17 protein-coding genes and 1 rRNA gene are annotated in these 16,340 nt (G+C 70.0%); 3 read left to right on the top strand and 15 right to left on the bottom strand.

What is annotated here, in order from left to right; genetic code table 11:
* A 5S ribosomal RNA gene (gene rrf, locus AB0J04_RS17020) occupies positions 1-87 on the top strand; the annotation flags it as partial.
* A 49-nt stretch (positions 88-136) separates the two neighbouring features.
* Here the strand turns inward: rrf and AB0J04_RS17015 are convergent.
* From AB0J04_RS17015 to AB0J04_RS17000, 4 genes are read right to left on the bottom strand one after another with little or no spacing between them, the layout of a single operon-like run.
* Complete coding sequence (locus tag AB0J04_RS17015) at positions 137-808, bottom strand: response regulator transcription factor (protein WP_363169229.1); 672 nt, start codon at positions 806-808, stop codon at positions 137-139.
* Positions 805-2,061 carry a histidine kinase gene (locus tag AB0J04_RS17010; RefSeq protein WP_363169228.1) on the bottom strand — a complete coding sequence of 419 codons (1,257 nt, stop codon included), beginning with the start codon at positions 2,059-2,061 and terminating at the stop codon, positions 805-807. The genes AB0J04_RS17015 and AB0J04_RS17010 overlap by 4 nt, the downstream gene beginning before the upstream one ends.
* 6 nt (positions 2,062-2,067) lie before the next feature.
* On the bottom strand, positions 2,068-2,856 hold the full coding sequence (locus AB0J04_RS17005) for an ABC transporter permease (protein WP_363169227.1): 789 nt from the start codon (positions 2,854-2,856) through the stop codon (positions 2,068-2,070).
* Positions 2,853-3,776 (bottom strand): ABC transporter ATP-binding protein, encoded by a 924-nt coding sequence (locus AB0J04_RS17000; RefSeq protein WP_363169226.1) that lies wholly within the window; start codon positions 3,774-3,776, stop codon positions 2,853-2,855. Before AB0J04_RS17000 ends, AB0J04_RS17005 begins: the two co-directional genes overlap by 4 nt.
* A 94-nt stretch (positions 3,777-3,870) precedes the next feature.
* On the opposite strand from AB0J04_RS17000, the gene AB0J04_RS16995 reads away from it, so the two are divergent.
* Complete coding sequence (locus tag AB0J04_RS16995; protein ID WP_363169225.1) at positions 3,871-4,446, top strand: GNAT family N-acetyltransferase; 576 nt, start codon at positions 3,871-3,873, stop codon at positions 4,444-4,446.
* A gap of 4 nt (positions 4,447-4,450) precedes the next feature.
* Here AB0J04_RS16995 and AB0J04_RS16990 read toward each other — a convergent pair whose 3' ends face one another.
* The 7 genes from AB0J04_RS16990 to AB0J04_RS16960 all read right to left on the bottom strand — a co-directional run bounded on the left by AB0J04_RS16990 (position 4,451) and on the right by AB0J04_RS16960 (position 13,413).
* On the bottom strand, positions 4,451-5,953 hold the full coding sequence (locus AB0J04_RS16990; protein WP_363169224.1) for a type IV secretory system conjugative DNA transfer family protein: 1,503 nt from the start codon (positions 5,951-5,953) through the stop codon (positions 4,451-4,453).
* A 54-nt stretch (positions 5,954-6,007) separates the two neighbouring features.
* Entirely contained in the window at positions 6,008-7,438 is a 1,431-nt protein-coding gene (locus AB0J04_RS16985) for an ATP-binding protein (protein WP_363169223.1), read from the bottom strand.
* 14 nt (positions 7,439-7,452) lie between these two features.
* Entirely contained in the window at positions 7,453-9,012 is a 1,560-nt protein-coding gene (locus tag AB0J04_RS16980) for an SCO6880 family protein (protein WP_363169222.1), read from the bottom strand.
* Positions 9,009-10,346, bottom strand: a complete 1,338-nt coding sequence (locus AB0J04_RS16975; protein ID WP_363169221.1) for a hypothetical protein — start codon at positions 10,344-10,346, stop codon at positions 9,009-9,011. Before AB0J04_RS16975 ends, AB0J04_RS16980 begins: the two co-directional genes overlap by 4 nt.
* Positions 10,336-11,184 (bottom strand): hypothetical protein, encoded by an 849-nt coding sequence (locus tag AB0J04_RS16970; RefSeq protein WP_363169220.1) that lies wholly within the window; start codon positions 11,182-11,184, stop codon positions 10,336-10,338. The genes AB0J04_RS16975 and AB0J04_RS16970 overlap by 11 nt, the downstream gene beginning before the upstream one ends.
* A 202-nt stretch (positions 11,185-11,386) precedes the next feature.
* Positions 11,387-11,695: a hypothetical protein gene (locus AB0J04_RS16965; RefSeq protein ID WP_003991275.1), complete on the bottom strand. Its 309-nt coding sequence runs from the start codon at positions 11,693-11,695 to the stop codon at positions 11,387-11,389.
* A gap of 383 nt (positions 11,696-12,078) precedes the next feature.
* Complete coding sequence (locus tag AB0J04_RS16960) at positions 12,079-13,413, bottom strand: S53 family peptidase (protein WP_363169219.1); 1,335 nt, start codon at positions 13,411-13,413, stop codon at positions 12,079-12,081.
* Positions 13,414-13,689: 276 nt separating this feature from the next.
* Between AB0J04_RS16960 and AB0J04_RS16955 the strand changes: the two genes are divergently transcribed.
* Positions 13,690-14,097, top strand: a complete 408-nt coding sequence (locus tag AB0J04_RS16955) for a DUF397 domain-containing protein (RefSeq protein ID WP_363169218.1) — start codon at positions 13,690-13,692, stop codon at positions 14,095-14,097.
* A 200-nt stretch (positions 14,098-14,297) separates the two neighbouring features.
* Here the strand turns inward: AB0J04_RS16955 and AB0J04_RS16950 are convergent, their stop codons facing one another.
* The 4 genes from AB0J04_RS16950 to AB0J04_RS16935 form a co-directional block, all read right to left on the bottom strand.
* Positions 14,298-14,738 (bottom strand): hypothetical protein, encoded by a 441-nt coding sequence (locus AB0J04_RS16950; RefSeq protein WP_363169217.1) that lies wholly within the window; start codon positions 14,736-14,738, stop codon positions 14,298-14,300.
* A 31-nt stretch (positions 14,739-14,769) separates the two neighbouring features.
* Positions 14,770-15,639 carry a helix-turn-helix transcriptional regulator gene (locus AB0J04_RS16945; RefSeq protein WP_363169216.1) on the bottom strand — a complete coding sequence of 290 codons (870 nt, stop codon included), beginning with the start codon at positions 15,637-15,639 and terminating at the stop codon, positions 14,770-14,772.
* A gap of 254 nt (positions 15,640-15,893) precedes the next feature.
* Positions 15,894-16,157 (bottom strand): DUF397 domain-containing protein, encoded by a 264-nt coding sequence (locus tag AB0J04_RS16940; protein ID WP_363169215.1) that lies wholly within the window; start codon positions 16,155-16,157, stop codon positions 15,894-15,896.
* A complete protein-coding gene (locus tag AB0J04_RS16935) occupies positions 16,150-16,338 on the bottom strand; it encodes a DUF397 domain-containing protein (RefSeq protein ID WP_363169214.1) in 189 nt (62 codons plus the stop codon). Before AB0J04_RS16935 ends, AB0J04_RS16940 begins: the two co-directional genes overlap by 8 nt.
* Positions 16,339-16,340 lie beyond the last annotated feature (2 nt).

Genomic DNA, 16,340 nt, shown 5'->3' with positions numbered 1-16,340 from the left:
GGTTACATTCCGAACCCGGAAGCTAAGCCTTACAGCGCCGATGGTACTGCAGGGGGGACCCTGTGGGAGAGTAGGACACCGCCGAACAAATATTATGGGAGACCCCCGCACCATCAGGTGCGGGGGTTTTCTGCGTTTACGGCTCTACCAGTCCCGTTTCGTATGCGAGGATCACCGCCTGTATGCGGTCCCGGGAGCCGGTTTTTGCGAGGATTCGGCCGACGTGGGTTTTCACCGTCGATTCCGCCACGTGCAGGCGCGAGGCGATTTCCGTGTTAGTCCAGCCTTTGCCGATGACCGTGAGGATTTCGCGTTCCCGGTCGGTGAGGGACTCCAGGCGTGGGTCCGGGTCCGGGTGGACGGTGGGGTGGGCGTTGTCGGCGGGGAGGTGATGGACGTAGGCGTCCAGGAGGCGGCGGGTCAGGCTGGGGGCCACCACCGCGTCTCCCGTGGCGACGGCACGGATGCCGGAGAGGAGTTCCTCGGGCTGGGCGTCCTTGACCAGGAAGCCGGAGGCTCCGGCGCGCAGGCCGGCGTAGGCGTACTCGTCGAGGTCGAACGTGGTGAGGATCAGGACGCGGGTGCGGTCGCCGGCGGCTGTGATGCGGCGGGTGGCCTCGATGCCGTCGAGGCCGGGCATGCGGATGTCCATCAGGACGACGTCGGGGTGGAGTCGTGCTGTCAGGCGGACCGCCTCGGCGCCGTTGGTGGCCTCCGCCAGGACTGTCATGTCGTCCTGGCTCTCCAGCAGCATGCGGAAGCCGAAGCGCTGGAGGGGCTGGTCGTCGGCTATGAGGACGGTGGTCACTGCGGGGCTTCCTCCGGTAGGTGCAGGTGGACCCGCCAGCCCTGCTCGGGGTGCGGGCGTGGGCCGGCCTCAAGTGTGCCGCCGTAGAGGGCGGTTCGTTCGCGCATTCCGGGCAGGCCGCGGCCGCCGTTCAGCGGGGCGGGGCTGCCGTGGCCGGTGTCGGTGACCGTGACGGTGACGGCGCCGACGTCGTCGTAGGAGATGGTGATGTCCGAGGTTGCGTGGGGGCCGGCGTGTTTGAGGGTGTTGGTGAGGGACTCCTGGATGACGCGGTAGACGGTGAGTTGGCGGCCCGGGGGGAGAAGAATCGGGGTGCCGTGGATGGTGGTGCGGACGAGGAGGCCGGCGGCCTGGACGCCTTCGAGGAGGGGGGTGAGGTCGGTGGTGAGGGTGGGTTGTGGGGTGCGGGCGGCTTCCGGGGTGGCTTCTGGGGCGTCGTCCTCGCGTAGGACGTCCAGCAGGCGGCGGAGTTCGGAGAGGGCCTGGCGGCTGGTGGTCGCTATGGCGTCCAGGGCTTGCGTGGCGCGTTCCGGGGATTTGGCGGCGGCGTAGCGGCCGCCGTCCGCGAGGCCTGTGATGACGGAGAGGTTGTGGCCGATGATGTCGTGCATCTCGCGGGCGATGCGGGCGCGTTCGGCGGCTGCGGCGAGGCGGGACTGCTGGTCGCGTTCGATCTCCAGGCGGCGGGCGCGGTCCTCCAGGGCCTCGGTGTAGTTGCGGCGGGTGCGGACCGTGATGCCGATGACGGCGGCCAGCAGGACGGACATCAGCATCGGGACGATGTCCTGGTCCGGGCTGCCCCGGGGGTGGCGGACGGTGAGCAGGACGGCGTCCGCGACGGGGAGAGCCGTCCACCACAGGGAGTTCAGGGGGCGTCGTAGGGCGATGTGGAAGACGACCGCCAGTTGGAGGAGGGAGGCCTGGAGGGCGGCGCCCGTCCAGGCGTTGACGAGGGCGAAGGGGGTCATCGCGAGGAGGACGGCCCTGGGGTGGGTGCGGCGCCAGAGGAGGGGGAGGGGGAGACCGAGGCTCATGGTGAGCACGAGCCAGTTCGCGGTGCCGGGGTTGCGGGTGACGTTGAGCCAGCCGCCGCCGTAGTCGATCAGGGCGGCGACCGTCCAGAAGCCGGTGACGTGCACATCCCAGAGGAGGGGGTGGCGGTGGTCGAGGGCACGAATGCGTCTGACGATGCGTTGGATGTACTGGGTGAGGCGTTCGGCGGTCTGCTCCTGGTCGCGCGGCACGGGGTCCATGGTCGGTCATACGTCCCGTCGCTTCAGCAGCAGGGCGCTGAGTGCGAGGGTGGCCGCCGTCCACAGGGTCAGGGCGAGGAGGGCGGCGGCGGGGGAGGCGGTGCCGGGGGTCGGCTCGGCGTGGGTGAGGGCTTCGAGGGCCTTGGCGGGGAAGTGGCGGACTGCGTCGTCCACGATGTCGTAGGGGAGCGTGGTGAGGACCTCCGGGAGGATCAGCACCACGCCGATCAGGATGCCGATGGCGGTCGGGACCGAGCGGACCAGTGAGCCGATGCCGAGGGCGATGACGCCGAGGAGGGCGAGGCCGGCGGCGTTGGCGGCGAGGGCGCGGGCGATGCCGGGATCGCCGAGGGAGGCCGCCTGGTCGGTGTCGGTGAGGAAGGTCTGCGCGAGGAGGAAGGTGATGAAGTTCGTGGCCAGGACGATGACGAAGGTCACCCCGGCGAGGACCGCGGCCTTGGACCACAGGACGGGGAGACGGCGGGGTACGGCCGTCATCGTGGAGCGGATCTGGCCGGTGGCGTGTTCGCCGGCCGTGCTCAGGATGCCCAGTGTGCCGATGACGAGCTGGGTGAACTGCATGCCGAGCAGGACGAGAAGGACGGTGTCCAGATCGTCGTCACCGCCGCCGGACTCGTAGGTCGCGCCGATGGCGAGGCCGATGCCGACGGTGAGGAGGACGGTGAGGGCCAGGCTGAGCCAGGTGGAGCGGACCGTCCACAGCTTGTGCCATTCCGAGCGCAGGACGCGGGCCAGGGTGACGGCGAGAGCGGCGGTGGAGACAGGTGTCGTCATGCGGAGGCTCCTTGCGGCTCGCGGGCGGTGAACTCGGTCGAGTCGTGGGTGAGGTTCATGAAGGCCTCCTCCAGGGAGGCCTTGTTCGGGGTCAGTTCGAAGAGGGGGATGCCGTGCGCGGCTGCGGTGCGGCCGATGTGCTCGGCGTCCGTGCCCTGTACGTCGAGGACGCCCGTGGTCGAGGTGGTGACGGCGACGTCGGGGGCGGTCAGGAGGCGGGCGAGGGCGGTGGCTTCCGGGGAGACCACCCGGACCGAGTCGGCGCCGGAGGTCCGTACGAAGTCGGCGACGGTCGTCTCGGCGAGGAGGCGGCCGCGGCCGATGATGACCAGGTGCTCGGCCGTCAGGGCCGTCTCGCTCATCAGGTGGGAGGAGATGAGGACCGTACGGCCCTCCGCGGCGAGGGACTTGAGGAGGGTGCGGATCCACAGGACGCCCTCGGGGTCGAGTCCGTTCACGGGCTCGTCGAGGATCAGGGTGGCGGGGTCGCCGAGCAGGGCGGCCGCGATGCCCAGCCGTTGGCCCATGCCCAGGGAGAAGCCCTTGACGCGGCGGTGGGCGACCTCGGTGAGGCCGGCCAGTTCCAGGACGTGGTCGACGCGGGAGCGCCCGATGCCGTGGGTGAGGGCGAGGGCCCGCAGATGGTGGTACGCCGTGCGGCCCGGGTGGACCGAGCGGGCCTCCAGGAGGGCGCCGACCTCGGTCAGCGGGGCCGGGTGGGCGGCGTACGCGCGGCCGTTGACGGTGGCCCGGCCGCCGGTGGGGGTGTCCAGGCCGAGGAGCATGCGCATGGTGGTGGACTTGCCTGCGCCGTTGGGGCCGAGGAAGCCGGTGACGGTGGCCGGGCGGACGGTGAAGGAGAGATCGGTGACGGCGGTTCTGCCGCCGTAGCGTTTGGTCAGTTCGTGCGCCGTGATCATGCTTCGATGCTGCGCGGCGGTGGGGGTGGCGGGCGTCGGACGGCGGCCCTATATGGGGTGAGGGGTGTCGTACTCGGGTACTACGGTGACCTGCATGAACTACCTGATCCGGTCCGTTCGTGCCGATGAGTGGTCTGCTGCGCGGGAGTTGCGGCTTCTGGCGTTGCGTGATCCGGTCGCGCATCTCGCGTTCATGGAGACCTATGCGGAGGCCGAGGCCAAGCCGGACGCCTTCTGGAAGGAGCGGACGGCCGGTGGTGCCGAGGGGGTGGACGGGGCGCAGCAGATCATCGCCGAGGGGCCCGACGGGCAGTGGGTCGGGACGATGACCGTGCTGGTCGAGGAGGCCGGGACGACGGACTGGGCCGGGTTGCCGGTCGGGCGGCTTCAGGGGCATGTGGTCGGGGTGTTCGTGCGGCCCGAGTACCGCGGGATCGGGCTGACCGAGGTGTTGTTCGACGCCGCGTTGGAGTGGGCGTGGGCGCGCGGTGTGGAGCGGGTGCGGCTGCTGGTGCACGAGGACAACGGGCGGGCGCAGGCCTTCTACCGCAGGGCGGGGTTCGTGCCGAGCGGGGTGGTCGTGGAGCTTGCGGGGGGTCCGGGCTCGGGCTCGGACGCGGACGCGGTCTCGCGTGAGCTGGAGTTCGAGTTGGTGGGCGAGCCCGGGTAGGCCGTCATACCGGTAGTTCGGCGTTCGGCCAGCGGGAGCGGGCCTGTTCGCGGGAGCGGAGCAGGGCCAGGGTGGGCAGCCCGCGGTCCGTGCCGGTGGACAGCAGCTCCGGGAGGCGGGGGATCGGTGCCACGGCCGCCACGTCGTCCAGGACGAGGGTAAGTGGTGGGTCGAGGCGACCGGCGGGTGACCGTTCGGCCATGCTCCGGCCGCGCTCGACCACGCTGGAGACGAGGGCCGTCAGGAGGGGCATCGCGCCTGGGTTTGTCCTGGGGTCCTCGAGGGATTCGCCGACCACGTAAAGCGTTCCCCCCTCGTCCACGAAGGAATCCAAGGCGAGGGCATCAGCTCGATTGGGTGTGCAGGCCTCGCGGATGTTCACCGTGGAGAGGGCGGACAGGGCTCGGGCGGTCAGTTCCTGGGCGATGTCCCGGCGTTCGGGGTGGGCGGTGAGGGCGGCTTCGAGTTCGCCGGCCGCGCCCGGGGCCGCCTTGGGGTTGGTGCGGAGGGTGCGGACCGCTTCCTGGATGCCGGTTCCCTGGGACCAGCGGTGGACGTGGCGGACCGTGCGGCCGTCGATCGCGGCGGCGTGGAGGTAGCTGCGGAGGAGGGTCTCCGCCGTTTCGCTGACGGCCTGGTCCAGGCGGGCGGTGGGGCGTACGGGGGCCAGGAGGGCGGTCGCTCTCGCCGCTGCCGTCGCCTTGACCTCGCACCCTGCGGTGGGGGACCAGTGGAGGCGGGCCGGGGTGTCGCAGCGGTGGGTGGGGTCGTAGAGGTGGACCGGGCCCAGCTTGGCCCTGGCGTCCTTGGTGTCCTGCCAGAGGGCGGGGTCGGAGGTGAGGACGAGGGCGGGGCCCTCGGCGTCGCGGACGGCCTGGGCGGCGGGGGGGTGGCGGGTGGCCGGGGGGCCGTAGACGACGGGGCCGAGAGGCTCCGTCGGCGTCGGCGTGGGCATCGGCGCCGGCGTCGGGTTCAGCGGCTTGGTCACCGGCTCCGGATCCGGCCGGGGCGCCGGTTCCGCTCTGGGCGGCGGTACGTCGTATGCAGGCACCTCATGCTCAGGCACCTCATGCGGGGGTGCCTTACGCGCAGGCTCCTCATGTGTCGGCGCCTTGTGGCGGGGCGGTGGCGTCTTGCGTCTTGCTCGTACCGCTCGCCATCGGGCCACTGTCCCTATCGCGAAGACCGTGAGGACGAAGAGGACCATCAGCTCGCCGATGAACAGGCCCCAGAACAGTCCGTAGCCCGAGATGTCCGCCGCTGATGCTTCCGGCCAGGCGCCGGGGATGTCGTGGGGCCGGCCGACGAGGTGGCGCATGGCGAGCGGGGTGCGGGTGAAGGTGACGCCCGCGGGCCAGGAGCCGTGGGCGAAGAGGGCTGCCAGGCCGGTCGCCGTCCAGACCAGCAGGGTCATGCCGAGCAGGAACGCGAGTATGCCGACGAGCAGCCCGTCGGGGATGCCTCCCTGGCCCTGACCCTGGCCGCGCTGCTCGTCACCCGGTCTCATCGAAACCCCGTCCCTCTGCGCCCACTCCTGCGCCTGCGCCTGCGCCTACGTCGTCTACGCCACCGTCGACTCGGACGAGCCGTCCAGGTCGGCCAGGTGTTGTTCCATGAAGGCCGCGGCTCGTCGTTCCTGTTCCAGTTCGGCGGCGAGCAGGGCGTCGTCGTCGGCGGCCGCCTGTTCGGCGGAGGTTTCCGTCATCGCCCGGTCGGTGAAGACCAGGGGGCGTTCCGTCTCCGTGACCAGGTGTTTCACGACCTGGACATTGCCGTTGACGTCCCACACCGCGATGCCGGGGGTGAGGGTCGGGATGATCTCCACCGCCCAGCGGGGGAGGCCGAGCACCCGGCCGGTGGCCCGGGCCTCGTCCGCTTTCTGGGCGTAGATGGTCCGGGTGGACGCCATTTTGAGGATGGCGGCCGCTTCCTTCGCCGCCGCGCCGTCGACGACGTCGGAGAGGTGGTGGACGACCGCGACGAAGGACAGGCCGAGCCGGCGGCCGAACTTCAGCAGGCGCTGGAACAGCTGGGCCACGAACGGGCTGTTGATGATGTGCCAGGCCTCCTCGACCAGGAAGATGCGCTTCTTCCGGTCGGGGCGGATCCAGGTGTGTTCCAGCCAGACCCCGACGATCGCCATGAGGATCGGCATGGCGATCGAGTTGCGGTCGATGTGGGACAGATCGAACACGATGAGCGGGGCGTCCAGGTCGATGCCGACCGTCGTCGGGCCGTCGAACATGCCGCGGAGGTCGCCGTCGACCAGGCGGTCCAGGACCAGGGCCACGTCCAGGCCCCAGGCCCGTACGTCGTCTATGGCAACGTTCATCGCCTCCGCCGACTCCGGTTCGGGGTGGCGCAGTTGTTCGACGATGTCCATCAGGACCGGCTGGCGTTCGACGATCGTCTCGTTGACGTAGGCGTGGGCGACCTTGAGCGCGAAGCCGGAGCGCTCGTCGAGGCCGTGGCCCATCGCCACTTCGATGATGGTGCGCAGCAGCGCCAGCTGGCCCGTCGTGGTGATCGACGGGTCCAGGGGGTTGAGGCGGATCCCCATGTCCAGGGCGGCCATCGGGTCCAGGCGGATGGGGGTTATTCCCAGCGCCTGCGCGATGAGGTTCCATTCGCCGACGCCGTCCTCGCCCTGGGCGTCCAGGACGACGACCTGGCGGTCGCGGAAGCGGAGCTGGCGCAGGACGTAGGTCTTCTCCAGGGCCGACTTGCCGTTGCCGGACTCGCCCAGTACCAGCCAGTGCGGGGCCGGGAGCTGCTGGCCGTACAGCTGGAAGGGGTCGTAGATGTAGCCCTTTCCGGAGTAGACCTCGCGGCCGATGATGACGCCGGAGTCGCCGAGGCCGGGGGCGGCTGTGGGCAGGTAGACCGCCTGGGCCTGGCCCGTGGAGGTGCGCACCGGCAGCCGGGTCGACTCGACCTTGCCGAAGAGGAAGGAGGTGAAGGCGTCCGTGAGGACGGACAGCGGATCCCGCATCAGCTCATCAGCCCCTACCTTCGGATTCCGGTGGCGAACGGGAGGGTGTTCACGAACGCCCGGTGGTGCTCTCGGTCGCACCACTCCAGCTTCAGGTACGACTTGCCCGCCGACGCCCTTATCGTCCGCTTGTCGCGGGCGAGGGCCTCGGGGTTGCGGGAGGAGACGGTGATGTAGCCGACCAGGTTCACGCCGGCCGCGCCGGAGGCGAGGTCCTCGCCGCGCTGGTCGAGGCGGCCGTGGGCGGCGACGTCGCGCGGGTCGACGGTGCGGTTCATCTTGGCGGCGCGGCTGGCCTCCGCCTCGTCGTTCGTCTTCTCCGTGAGCATGCGTTCGATGGCGACCTCGGTGGGTTCGAGGTCCATCGTGACGGCGACCGTGCGGATGACATCGGGGGTGTGGACGAGGAGGGGGGCGAGGAAGTTGACGCCCACCGGGGTCATCGGCCACTCCTTCACCCAGGCCGTGGCGTGGCACCAGGGGGCTCGCGTGGAGGATTCGCGGGTCTTGGCCTGGAGGTAGGTCGGCTCCATGGCGTCCAGCTCGGCCGGCCAGGCGTTGCGCTTGGTCATCGCCTGGATGTGGTCGATGGGGTGGTCCGGGTCGTACATGGAGTGCACGAGGGAGGACAGCCGACCCTGGCCGAGGGGCTGGCGGACGCGGATGTCCGCCTCCTGGAGGCGGGAGCAGATGTCGGTCAGCTCGCGGGCCATGACGACGGCGAGACCGGCGTCGCGGTCCAGTTTGCGGCCGGACTGGGGGCGGGCGGCGCGGGCCATGGCGTGTGCCTCGGCGGACAGTTCGCGCGTGTAGTGCATACAGGCGACGAGGTAGGCGCGGTGCTGCTCGCTGCTCGTGGACACCATGGACTGGAGTTGGTCGTAGGAGCGGGCCAGCCAGTCCGGGGACTTCTCGTCCCCGCGGACGGCGACGTCCTTGGCGTGGGCGTCGGGGTCGGCGGGGAGGGTGCGGGCGAGCATCTGGAGGCGGGTGACGAAGCCGTCGCCGTTGGCCACGTGCTTGAGGAGGGTGCCGAAGCGGTCGACGAGGGCTTCCTGGTCCTCGCTGTCGCGCAGGCCGACGCCCGGGCCCTCGATCTCGATGGCGGCCGTCACCGTGCGGCGGTCGGCGTGCAGGAGGACGGCGATCTCGTCGGGGCCGAAGGGGGCGGCCAGCCAGCTGATGCGGCCGATGCCCGGGGGCGGGCCGATCTCGATCTCCTGGCCGTCGATCCGGGTGCCGGCCTCGGCGGCGGACGAGCGGTACGTCGTCCCCTGGCGGAGGGTGCGCTTGTAGCTGCGGTTGATCTCGAACCACTTGTAGAAGGTGCGGTGCTTGTAGGGCACGTAGACCGCGGCCAGCGCGAGCATCGGGAAGCCGGTCAGCAGCACGATGCGCAGGGCGAGGACGGGCACGAGGAGGCCGCACATCATGCCGAGGAACGCGCCGACGACGATGAGCGCGATCTCGCCGGTCTCGCGGTTGCGGCCGACGATCGCGTTCGGCCGGGCGCGGCCGATCAGATATGTACGGCGGGGCGTGATCCCGTGGGACACGTGGGACTCGGTCGTCAACGCCCTTCACCTCCCGTGCGGTTGGTACTGCTGTTGCGGGTGTTGCCGGCGTGCGGGGTGTTGACCGGGCTGCTCGCGCGGGGTGGGGGTGCGGCGGAGGGGACAGATCCGCCGCCCCCGTTCGAGGTGCGCGAGCTGTGCGCGGCGACCCCGCCGGACGCGGGGTTGGCGGGGCGGGCGCCGGAGGAGCCGGACTGGCCGCCTCCGCCGTTGTTGTCCGCACGGGAGCTGTGGGTCTTGATGCCCTGGGCGACGAGGGTCGCCGGGGAGCTGATGACGGCGGCGGCCTTGCCCTCGGCTCCCTGCATGATGCGGTTGTTGCGGCCGCCCGCGATCTCGTCGCCGAAGCCGGGGACGAAGCGGTAGATCATCGCGCTGGCGAAGATCGCGAGCAGGATGATGGAGAGGCCGGAGACGACGGCGGAGAAGGCGTTCGGGCCGTCGTCGGCGGAGAGCGCCCCGGCGAGGCCGAGGACGATCACGATGACCGGTTTGACCAGGATGACGGCGATCATGATGCCGGCCCAGCGGCGGACGTGGCTCCACAGGTGCTTGTCGACGAGGCCCGCGTAGACGACGGTGCCGAGCAGGGCGCCGACGTAGAGCAGGGCCGCCCTGAGGACCAGCTCCAGCCAGAGCACGCCGGCGGCGAGGATCGACACCATGGAGACGACGATCAGCATGATCGGGCCGCCGCCGATGTTCTCGCCCTTTTCGAGGGCCTCGGAGAAGGTGCCGAAGAACGTGTCGGTCTGGTTCCCGGTGGTCTTCGCGAGGACGTCGGTGATGCCGTCCGTGGCGGAGACGACGGTGTAGAGGATGAGGGGGGTGAAGGCGGAGGCGAGGACGGTCAGCCAGAGGAAGCCGACGGCTTCGCCGATGGCGGTGGTGAGCGGCACGCCGCGCACGGCGCGCTTGGCGACGGCCAGGAGCCACAGGAGGAGCGTCAGGACGGTCGAGGCGGCGAAGACGACGGCGTACTGCTTGAGGAACCGCTCGTTGGTGAAGTCGACGTTCGCGGTGTCCTTGACGGCCGCGCTGAGCTTGTCGACGGTCCACGCGGCGGCGTCGGCACATCCCTTGGCGAGCGAGGAGAGGGGGTCGAGGGTGTCGGAGACGCCGGGGTTGGTGGTGGCGCCCGAGTCCGCGTTGCCCTTCTCGCAGTACTTCTTGGCCTCGCCGGAGATGAGACTGCAGTCCAGGCTGCCGGACGGCGAGGGTGAGGGCGACGGGGAGGGGGCCGCGAAGGCGCGGGTGGCCAGCAGCACTGCCGAGGTCTGGACGACTGTCACGACTCCGGCGAGCCTGAGCAGGCGGCGCGGCTTACCGGGCATACGTGAACCCTCCGTACTCCTCGATGGCCTTGCTGATCTCGTCCGAGGTGGCGGCGGAGTCGTCGCCGGGGACCGGGGCGGGGCCGTCCTGCTGCTGGTCGTCGGCGATCTTCCAGTCGCCGTCGGTCCACGCGAGGTCGAAGGTCCAGGTCTTCCACGACGAGGTGACCGGGTCGGTGGAGGTCGTCCCGGACATGCCGATGAGGCCCAGGTACCAGACGGCGACCTTGGCGGTGCTGTCGGAGTAGGTCTGGGCCGTGGTGCCCACCGGCACCACACGGGAGACGAAGGTGTTGCCCTCGGGGGCCTTGCCCTCGGCGTCGAGGCCCATCTTCGCGAGGAAGTCCGCCGAGTACGCCTGGTCCATGGCCGTCCGCAGCTTGGCCGCGGCGGCGGTGGTGTAGACGGTGTCGACGAGGTCGTGCCGGCTGTCCTTCTGGAACATGCCGGTCGAGCCCAGCGCCACCGCGTAGTTGGCGGCGGCCGACTGGGCTCCCTGCTGGGTGTGCGCGAACCCCGAGGGGATGCCGCCGGTCTTCGACTCCACCGGCTTCGTGCCGCTCGCCGCCGTGCTGGAGGTGTTCGGTTTGTCTGCGGTGCCGCCGCTTGCCGACGTTGAAGGGGAATCGTCTCCTCCGCGGTTCGCGAAGGCGATCGCCGCAATGAGGAGGACGACGACGCCGACCACCGTGACCAGGCTGCGGGAGGACGAGCGGCCGCCTCTGCGGGCGCCGCCGTAGGGGTCGTTCTCGGGCAGCCGGAGACGGGTTCCGCCGTACTCGTGGCCCTGGTCGTTGCGCGCGGATTCGCCGTAGTCGTGTTCGTCGCCGGGAGTCATGCCGCGAACGCCCCCTCGCTGCCGTACCGGAACGCGTAGAAGTACGACGGTAGCCGTGCTGGTTCCCGCGCGGGCGCGGTGTGGTGACTCGACATCAGGGACATCAGGGAAACGCAACCTCAGCCGGTGGGCACGACAGGTGGGTGGGGGTGGCGGGCCGGGCGTGCCCGGACGGGACTGGGGGTGGTGCGGAGGGACGCGGCTACACGGCCATGCCGTACACGATCGTGAACAGCGTCCCCAGGGAGCCGATGATGAAGACGCCCGTCAGCCCCGCGATGATGAGGCCCTTGCCCTGTTCCGCACTGAAGGTGTCCCGCAGGGCAGTCGCGCCGATGCGTTGCTTGGCCGCGCCCCAGATGGCGATGCCGAGGCAGAGGAGGATGGCGACCGCCATCACGACCTCGATCATCACCTTGGCCTCGTTGCCCAGGCTGCCGAAGGGCCCCCAGTCCGGAGCGATCCCGCCGATGATGGTGTTGATATCGCCCTTGTCGGCCGCAAACAGCATGTAAGTCACCGCCCCTGGTGGGTAGTTCCGCAGTTCCCCTGCCGGTGTGCAGAGGTCACGCCTATTCTCGCCGACAAAGTCGCCGTCGTATGTCGACTTGGCGTCATTGATGGGCGGGATTCGTACGAATGGCTCGTACAGTCACTCTGTGTATCACGGCAGGTCACGCCGGGCAATGAGGTGGGTGCGGAACCTGTGGTGTGGTTCCGTCGTTAGCCCACTTCACGGCCCTGCGCCGTTTCTGACGGCTGGTCGGGTGAGCGTACGTTTCGATGTTCTCATGACGAAGATCTCACTCAGGTCATGGACCGCGTCGCGAACGGCGAACGGGCCTCGGCTGGTGCCGAGGCCCGTTCGGGGTTTTCTGCGGGGGTGGCTGAGCGTCAGCGGGTGAAGGCGTCCGTGCCCTCCGGGGTGCCGACGCCGGTGGGGCCGTCGTAGCCCGACTTGGCGGTGCAGAGGTAGCTCGCGCTGGAGGAGCAGGTGCCGTTGCTGCCGCTGGTGACGTCGTTCAGGGCGGAGGTGCCGGCGGAGGCGTAGGGGTACGAGGCCGGGTAGTCGCTGGTGCCGGGGGTGCCGGCGAGGGCGTAGACCGCCGCGATGATCGGCGCGGAGGCGCTGGTGCCGCCGAAGGTGTACCAGCCGGCGGTGACGCCGTAGGAGTCGTAGACCGAGACGCCGGTCGCCGGGTCGGCCACGGCCGAGACGTCGGAGATCGTGCGCTTCGAGCAGCCGGTGTCGGTCTGCCAGGTCGGCTTGGCGTCGTAGGCGGAGCAGCCGGATCCGGTGCCCTCGGTGGAACTGGTGTTCCAGACCTTCTCGGTCCAGCCGCGGGTGGTGGAGGAGGTGGACAGGGCCGTGCCGCCGACCGACGTCACGTACTTGGACGCGGCCGGGTACTCGGCGCCGTAGCCCTCGTCGCCCGCACTGACGGTGATGGCGACGCCCGGGTGCTTGAAGTAGGACGAGTCGTAGCTCGTGTCCGACGACGACTCGGAGCCGCCGTAGCTGTTGGAGACGAACTTCGCGCCCAGGCTCACGGCCTCGTTCACGGCCTTGCCGAGGTTGGCCATGGACGAGGAAGTGGCCTCGACCAGCAGGATGTTGCAGTTCGGGCAGACCGCGCTGGCCATGTCGAGGTCGAGGGACTCCTCCTCCGCCCAGCCGCTGTCGGCGGTCGGCAGAGAGGTCGTCGAGCCGGTCTGACTCACTTTCTTGAAGCAGCCGTTGGCGACCGTGCAGGCGGGGAGGCCGTAGTACGTGCGGTACTTGGCGAGGTCGGCGGCGGCGTTCGGGTCGTCGTAGGCGTCGACGATGGCGATGGTCTCGCCGTCGCCGTTGCTCGCGGCCGCGTCCGTCAGGCCGTAGGCGTCCTGGAGGTCGGAGGGGCCGTAGCCGGAGGGGGTGGAGGCGTCGGCGGCCTTGGGTGTGACGCCGTCCGCCTTGGCCTCCTGCTTCTGGAAGGCGGTGAGGCCGCCGGTGACGCGGAAGGAGTTGCAGGCCAGATCGCCCTTGTGCTTGGGCGTGGCACAGGGGGTCGCCGCCCAGGTCACCTTCGAGGAGGCGGTGGGGGTGGCGGTGGGCGCCGCGCTCGCTTGGGCCGCGGCGCCGATACCGGCGAACACGAGGGCGGCGGCGCCGAGGGCCGAGGCGCCGATGTGGCGCCAGCGTCGTCTGCCGGATATGGCAGAGGAGTTGGGGGCAGTCGTCGTACGCAACGTACACGCTCCTGGGAGTGGGGTGGCAGGGGCAGTGCGGGTGGGGTGGTGCGTGGTGCGTGGTGCGGGCGGCGGCCCGCGGACGACGTTCCCTTGTTGAGTACGTGACAACAAGGCGGGCGGTGGAATCCTGACTTCCGCCTTACTGAAGGGGGTTGGGGGATTGCTGATCAATGGCGAGGGTGTGGTGGGGGGATGGTCTGGGCTTGACTCAGGGGCCGGCCCGGACCGTCGTGAGGCGGGCCCGAACTCCGTGCGCGCAAAGGCGTTCCGACTATGCCGGATGGCGCAAAGGATCCAGGTGCGGGGGCTGAGCCGTTGAGGGATTGCCCGGCATGGGTAAGACCTTTGTGCGTGACGGGCCGCCGGACGCTTTCCGCTGCCCGGACCGTGGGCGTCTCGGGCCCGCGGCCGCTCGCGAGCACGGGCATCCGGCATGCGGCTGGGGAGGAGGCGGCGTTGGCAGACGAGAGCAGCCCGATTGCGTGGCAGAAGAGCAGTTACAGCGGTACGGAATCCAACGAGGATTGCTGTGAGGTCGCTTTTCTCTTGTCCGAGGTCCGCGTACGCGACTCCAAACGCCCCGAGCCGGAGGTGCTCCGTTTCTCACGGCAGGCGTGGCGGGCCGCGGTAGCTCACTTCGGCCAGGGACAGTCCACTGGAGGCGGCCATGAACCGTGCTGATCCGGTCGATCGAGTCAGGGGCGCCGACCACGGGCGGGGTGGGCTCGCGGGCTACTGCCTCGTGACCGGCCTCGTCGCCGCGGCGACCGGGGCGGCGGCCTCGCTGCTGGGCGGGGGGCCCGTCGGACGGCTTGTCCTCTGGGTGCTCGTGCTCTTTCTGGTGGCCGGGGCCGCCGGCTGGTGGTGGGCATCGGCGCCCGCTACCGCTCATCGGTGGACGGTGGGTCTTCTGGTGCGTCCGGCAACGAGGGGCGCACCGACTCGAACGCCTTCGCGAAGGTCCTGACCAGCACGACGGCCGCGCTGAAACTGCCGACCACGCAGGCTTCGGCCGGGATGCCCATGCGGACACCGGCGTAGGCGACGAGGCTCAGGGTGGTCGAGGCGAACACGGCCAGGACGGTCAGGTTGCGCAGTACACGTATCAGGTCGTCCGTGTGCGCTCGTCTGCGGCGTATGAAGTTGTCCGTGTCGTCGTTGCGCAGGCGGCTCAGCCGGGCACAGGCCTCGTCGCTGGCGAGGCCTCTCGTGGTGAGAGGACGGGGCACCGACGGTTCACGGGCGGGCGCCCGCGTGGTCGTGCCGGGGGAGCGGCCGACGCCGGAGCGCCGGTCCTTTCGCCTCCGTTTCGCGCTTGTCATCGCCTGTGCCCCCGTCGGTGCCTGGTCGGATTCAGGAACGGTTCACGTTCAGTTGGCCGAGGAGTTCGTCGAGCAGCGCGACCGATGCGTCGTGGCTCAGCGACTTGTCGATCAGGTCCTCGAAGCACTCCTGGTAGCGGGCGACCTTCTCGCGGTTGTCCCGGTTGGTGAGGACACCGCCGGGGCCGGCGATGTACAGCACGTCGTCGTCGTCGTGGTAGCCGAAGAGGACGAGGCCGTCCTCCAGGCTGTCGTGGGCGCCCGCGCTGAACGGCAGGACCTGGAGTGTGATGCGCTGACCGACTGCCAACTGCCTGATGTGGGACAGCTGGTTGCGCATGACTCCCGCACCGCCGACGAGGCGGCGCAGTGCGGACTCGTCGACGATCGCGGTCACTGCCGCGCCCGTGTCCCCGTCCGCGAAGATGCGCTCCTGCCGGGCCGTCCTGAGGTCGATGCGGCGCTGCACCTGAGTGACCCCGGGGGTCACGGCGAAGAGTTCCTCGATGTAGTCGGCGGTCTGGAGCAGGCCGGGGATGAGGGTGGGGTGGTAGGTGCGGACGGAGTCCGCCGCGCTCTCGTAGCCCAGGAACTGGGAGAACGGCGCCGAGATGATGTCGTTGTAGTCCGACCACCACGACTGGCCCTTGCTGCCGCGCGCCGCCTGCTGCAGCTCCTCGACGACCGCCTCGTCGGTGATCTCGTAGAGGCGGAGCATCGCCTGGAGGTCGGTGACGGACAGGCTCACCGTGCCCGCCTCGATCCGGATCACCTTCGACAAGGACCAGTCGAGGTGCGTTGCGGCGTCGCGCTGGGTCAGGCTCGTCTTGTCACGAAAGGCCTTCAGCGCGAGCCGCAGTTTTCGGCGGTTCAGGCTGGGATCGGAGGCGGTGGAGGGCATGGGACTCCTTCTGGGGCGCGCTGACCGCGCCTCAGTGCTGCCTGCCACGCGACCAGCTCTCGGGCATGGTCGGGCACATCGGTTCGCACCCGATCCCCACCCTACGAGGTGTCCGGGGTAGGTGGCACTTGGCTACATTCGAATGGTGTACACCCAAACGGGTGCACTCTCATCGACAGCGTCATATAGAACGTCCCCAAAAGCCACATGTCGAATCGACCGTATGAGCGGCAGTATGGGATTTGTGTCGAACGTCACATGGCGGTGGGGTTTTCGTTGATCCCTTCCACGAAGTGATCGAACTCGCCTGCCTGGACGCCCAGTACGAACGCGTCCCACTTGCGGCGGTTCGTCGTGACGACGTTGTCCGGGTCGCCGGTCTCCCGGAGGTAGACGGGGGCCTCGGTGTCCTCGGGCCCGTCCCCCTCGCCGAAGGCGATCTCGATCCAGGGGCCGGGGCCCGTGGCGTCGGGCGGGGCGGCCCGGGTCCAGGTGAGGTCGGAGGGGATGTCAGCCACGGGGGGTTTCCTTTTTAAGGGTGCTGAGGAGGGAGGCGAAGGTGGCCGGGGTGGCCATGAGTATCGCTCCGCTGGGGTCGGCGGATTCGGTGAGGTGGATGGTGTGGGGGGTGGTGGCTATGTGGATGCAGGAGTTGCCCTGCGCGCAGTAGGACGACTTCTGCCAGGAGAGGGTGGACATGG

Origin of the sequence: Streptomyces sp. NPDC050263 (assembly GCF_040655955.1) — a bacterium.
In the GTDB taxonomy this organism is placed as follows: domain Bacteria; phylum Actinomycetota; class Actinomycetes; order Streptomycetales; family Streptomycetaceae; genus Streptomyces.
This window is presented reverse-complemented; position numbering and strand designations above follow the sequence as displayed.

What these genes read in the sequence shown, in the direction of transcription:
- AB0J04_RS17010 (WP_363169228.1), bottom strand. Translation starts at nt 2,061, where the DNA reads ATGGACCCCGTGCCGCGCGACCAGGAGCAGACCGCCGAACGCCTCACC.
- AB0J04_RS16990 (WP_363169224.1), bottom strand. Translation starts at nt 5,953, where the DNA reads ATGAGACCGGGTGACGAGCAGCGCGGCCAGGGTCAGGGCCAGGGAGGC.
- AB0J04_RS16950 (WP_363169217.1), bottom strand. Translation starts at nt 14,738, where the DNA reads ATGACAAGCGCGAAACGGAGGCGAAAGGACCGGCGCTCCGGCGTCGGC.
- AB0J04_RS16945 (WP_363169216.1), bottom strand. Translation starts at nt 15,639, where the DNA reads ATGCCCTCCACCGCCTCCGATCCCAGCCTGAACCGCCGAAAACTGCGG.
- AB0J04_RS16965 (WP_003991275.1), bottom strand. Translation starts at nt 11,695, where the DNA reads ATGCTGTTTGCGGCCGACAAGGGCGATATCAACACCATCATCGGCGGG.
- AB0J04_RS16985 (WP_363169223.1), bottom strand. Translation starts at nt 7,438, where the DNA reads ATGCGGGATCCGCTGTCCGTCCTCACGGACGCCTTCACCTCCTTCCTC.
- AB0J04_RS16955 (WP_363169218.1), top strand. Translation starts at nt 13,690, where the DNA reads ATGCCGGATGGCGCAAAGGATCCAGGTGCGGGGGCTGAGCCGTTGAGG.
- AB0J04_RS16970 (WP_363169220.1), bottom strand. Translation starts at nt 11,184, where the DNA reads ATGACTCCCGGCGACGAACACGACTACGGCGAATCCGCGCGCAACGAC.
- AB0J04_RS16995 (WP_363169225.1), top strand. Translation starts at nt 3,871, where the DNA reads ATGAACTACCTGATCCGGTCCGTTCGTGCCGATGAGTGGTCTGCTGCG.
- AB0J04_RS17000 (WP_363169226.1), bottom strand. Translation starts at nt 3,776, where the DNA reads ATGATCACGGCGCACGAACTGACCAAACGCTACGGCGGCAGAACCGCC.
- AB0J04_RS17005 (WP_363169227.1), bottom strand. Translation starts at nt 2,856, where the DNA reads ATGACGACACCTGTCTCCACCGCCGCTCTCGCCGTCACCCTGGCCCGC.
- AB0J04_RS16975 (WP_363169221.1), bottom strand. Translation starts at nt 10,346, where the DNA reads ATGCCCGGTAAGCCGCGCCGCCTGCTCAGGCTCGCCGGAGTCGTGACA.
- AB0J04_RS16935 (WP_363169214.1), bottom strand. Translation starts at nt 16,338, where the DNA reads ATGTCCACCCTCTCCTGGCAGAAGTCGTCCTACTGCGCGCAGGGCAAC.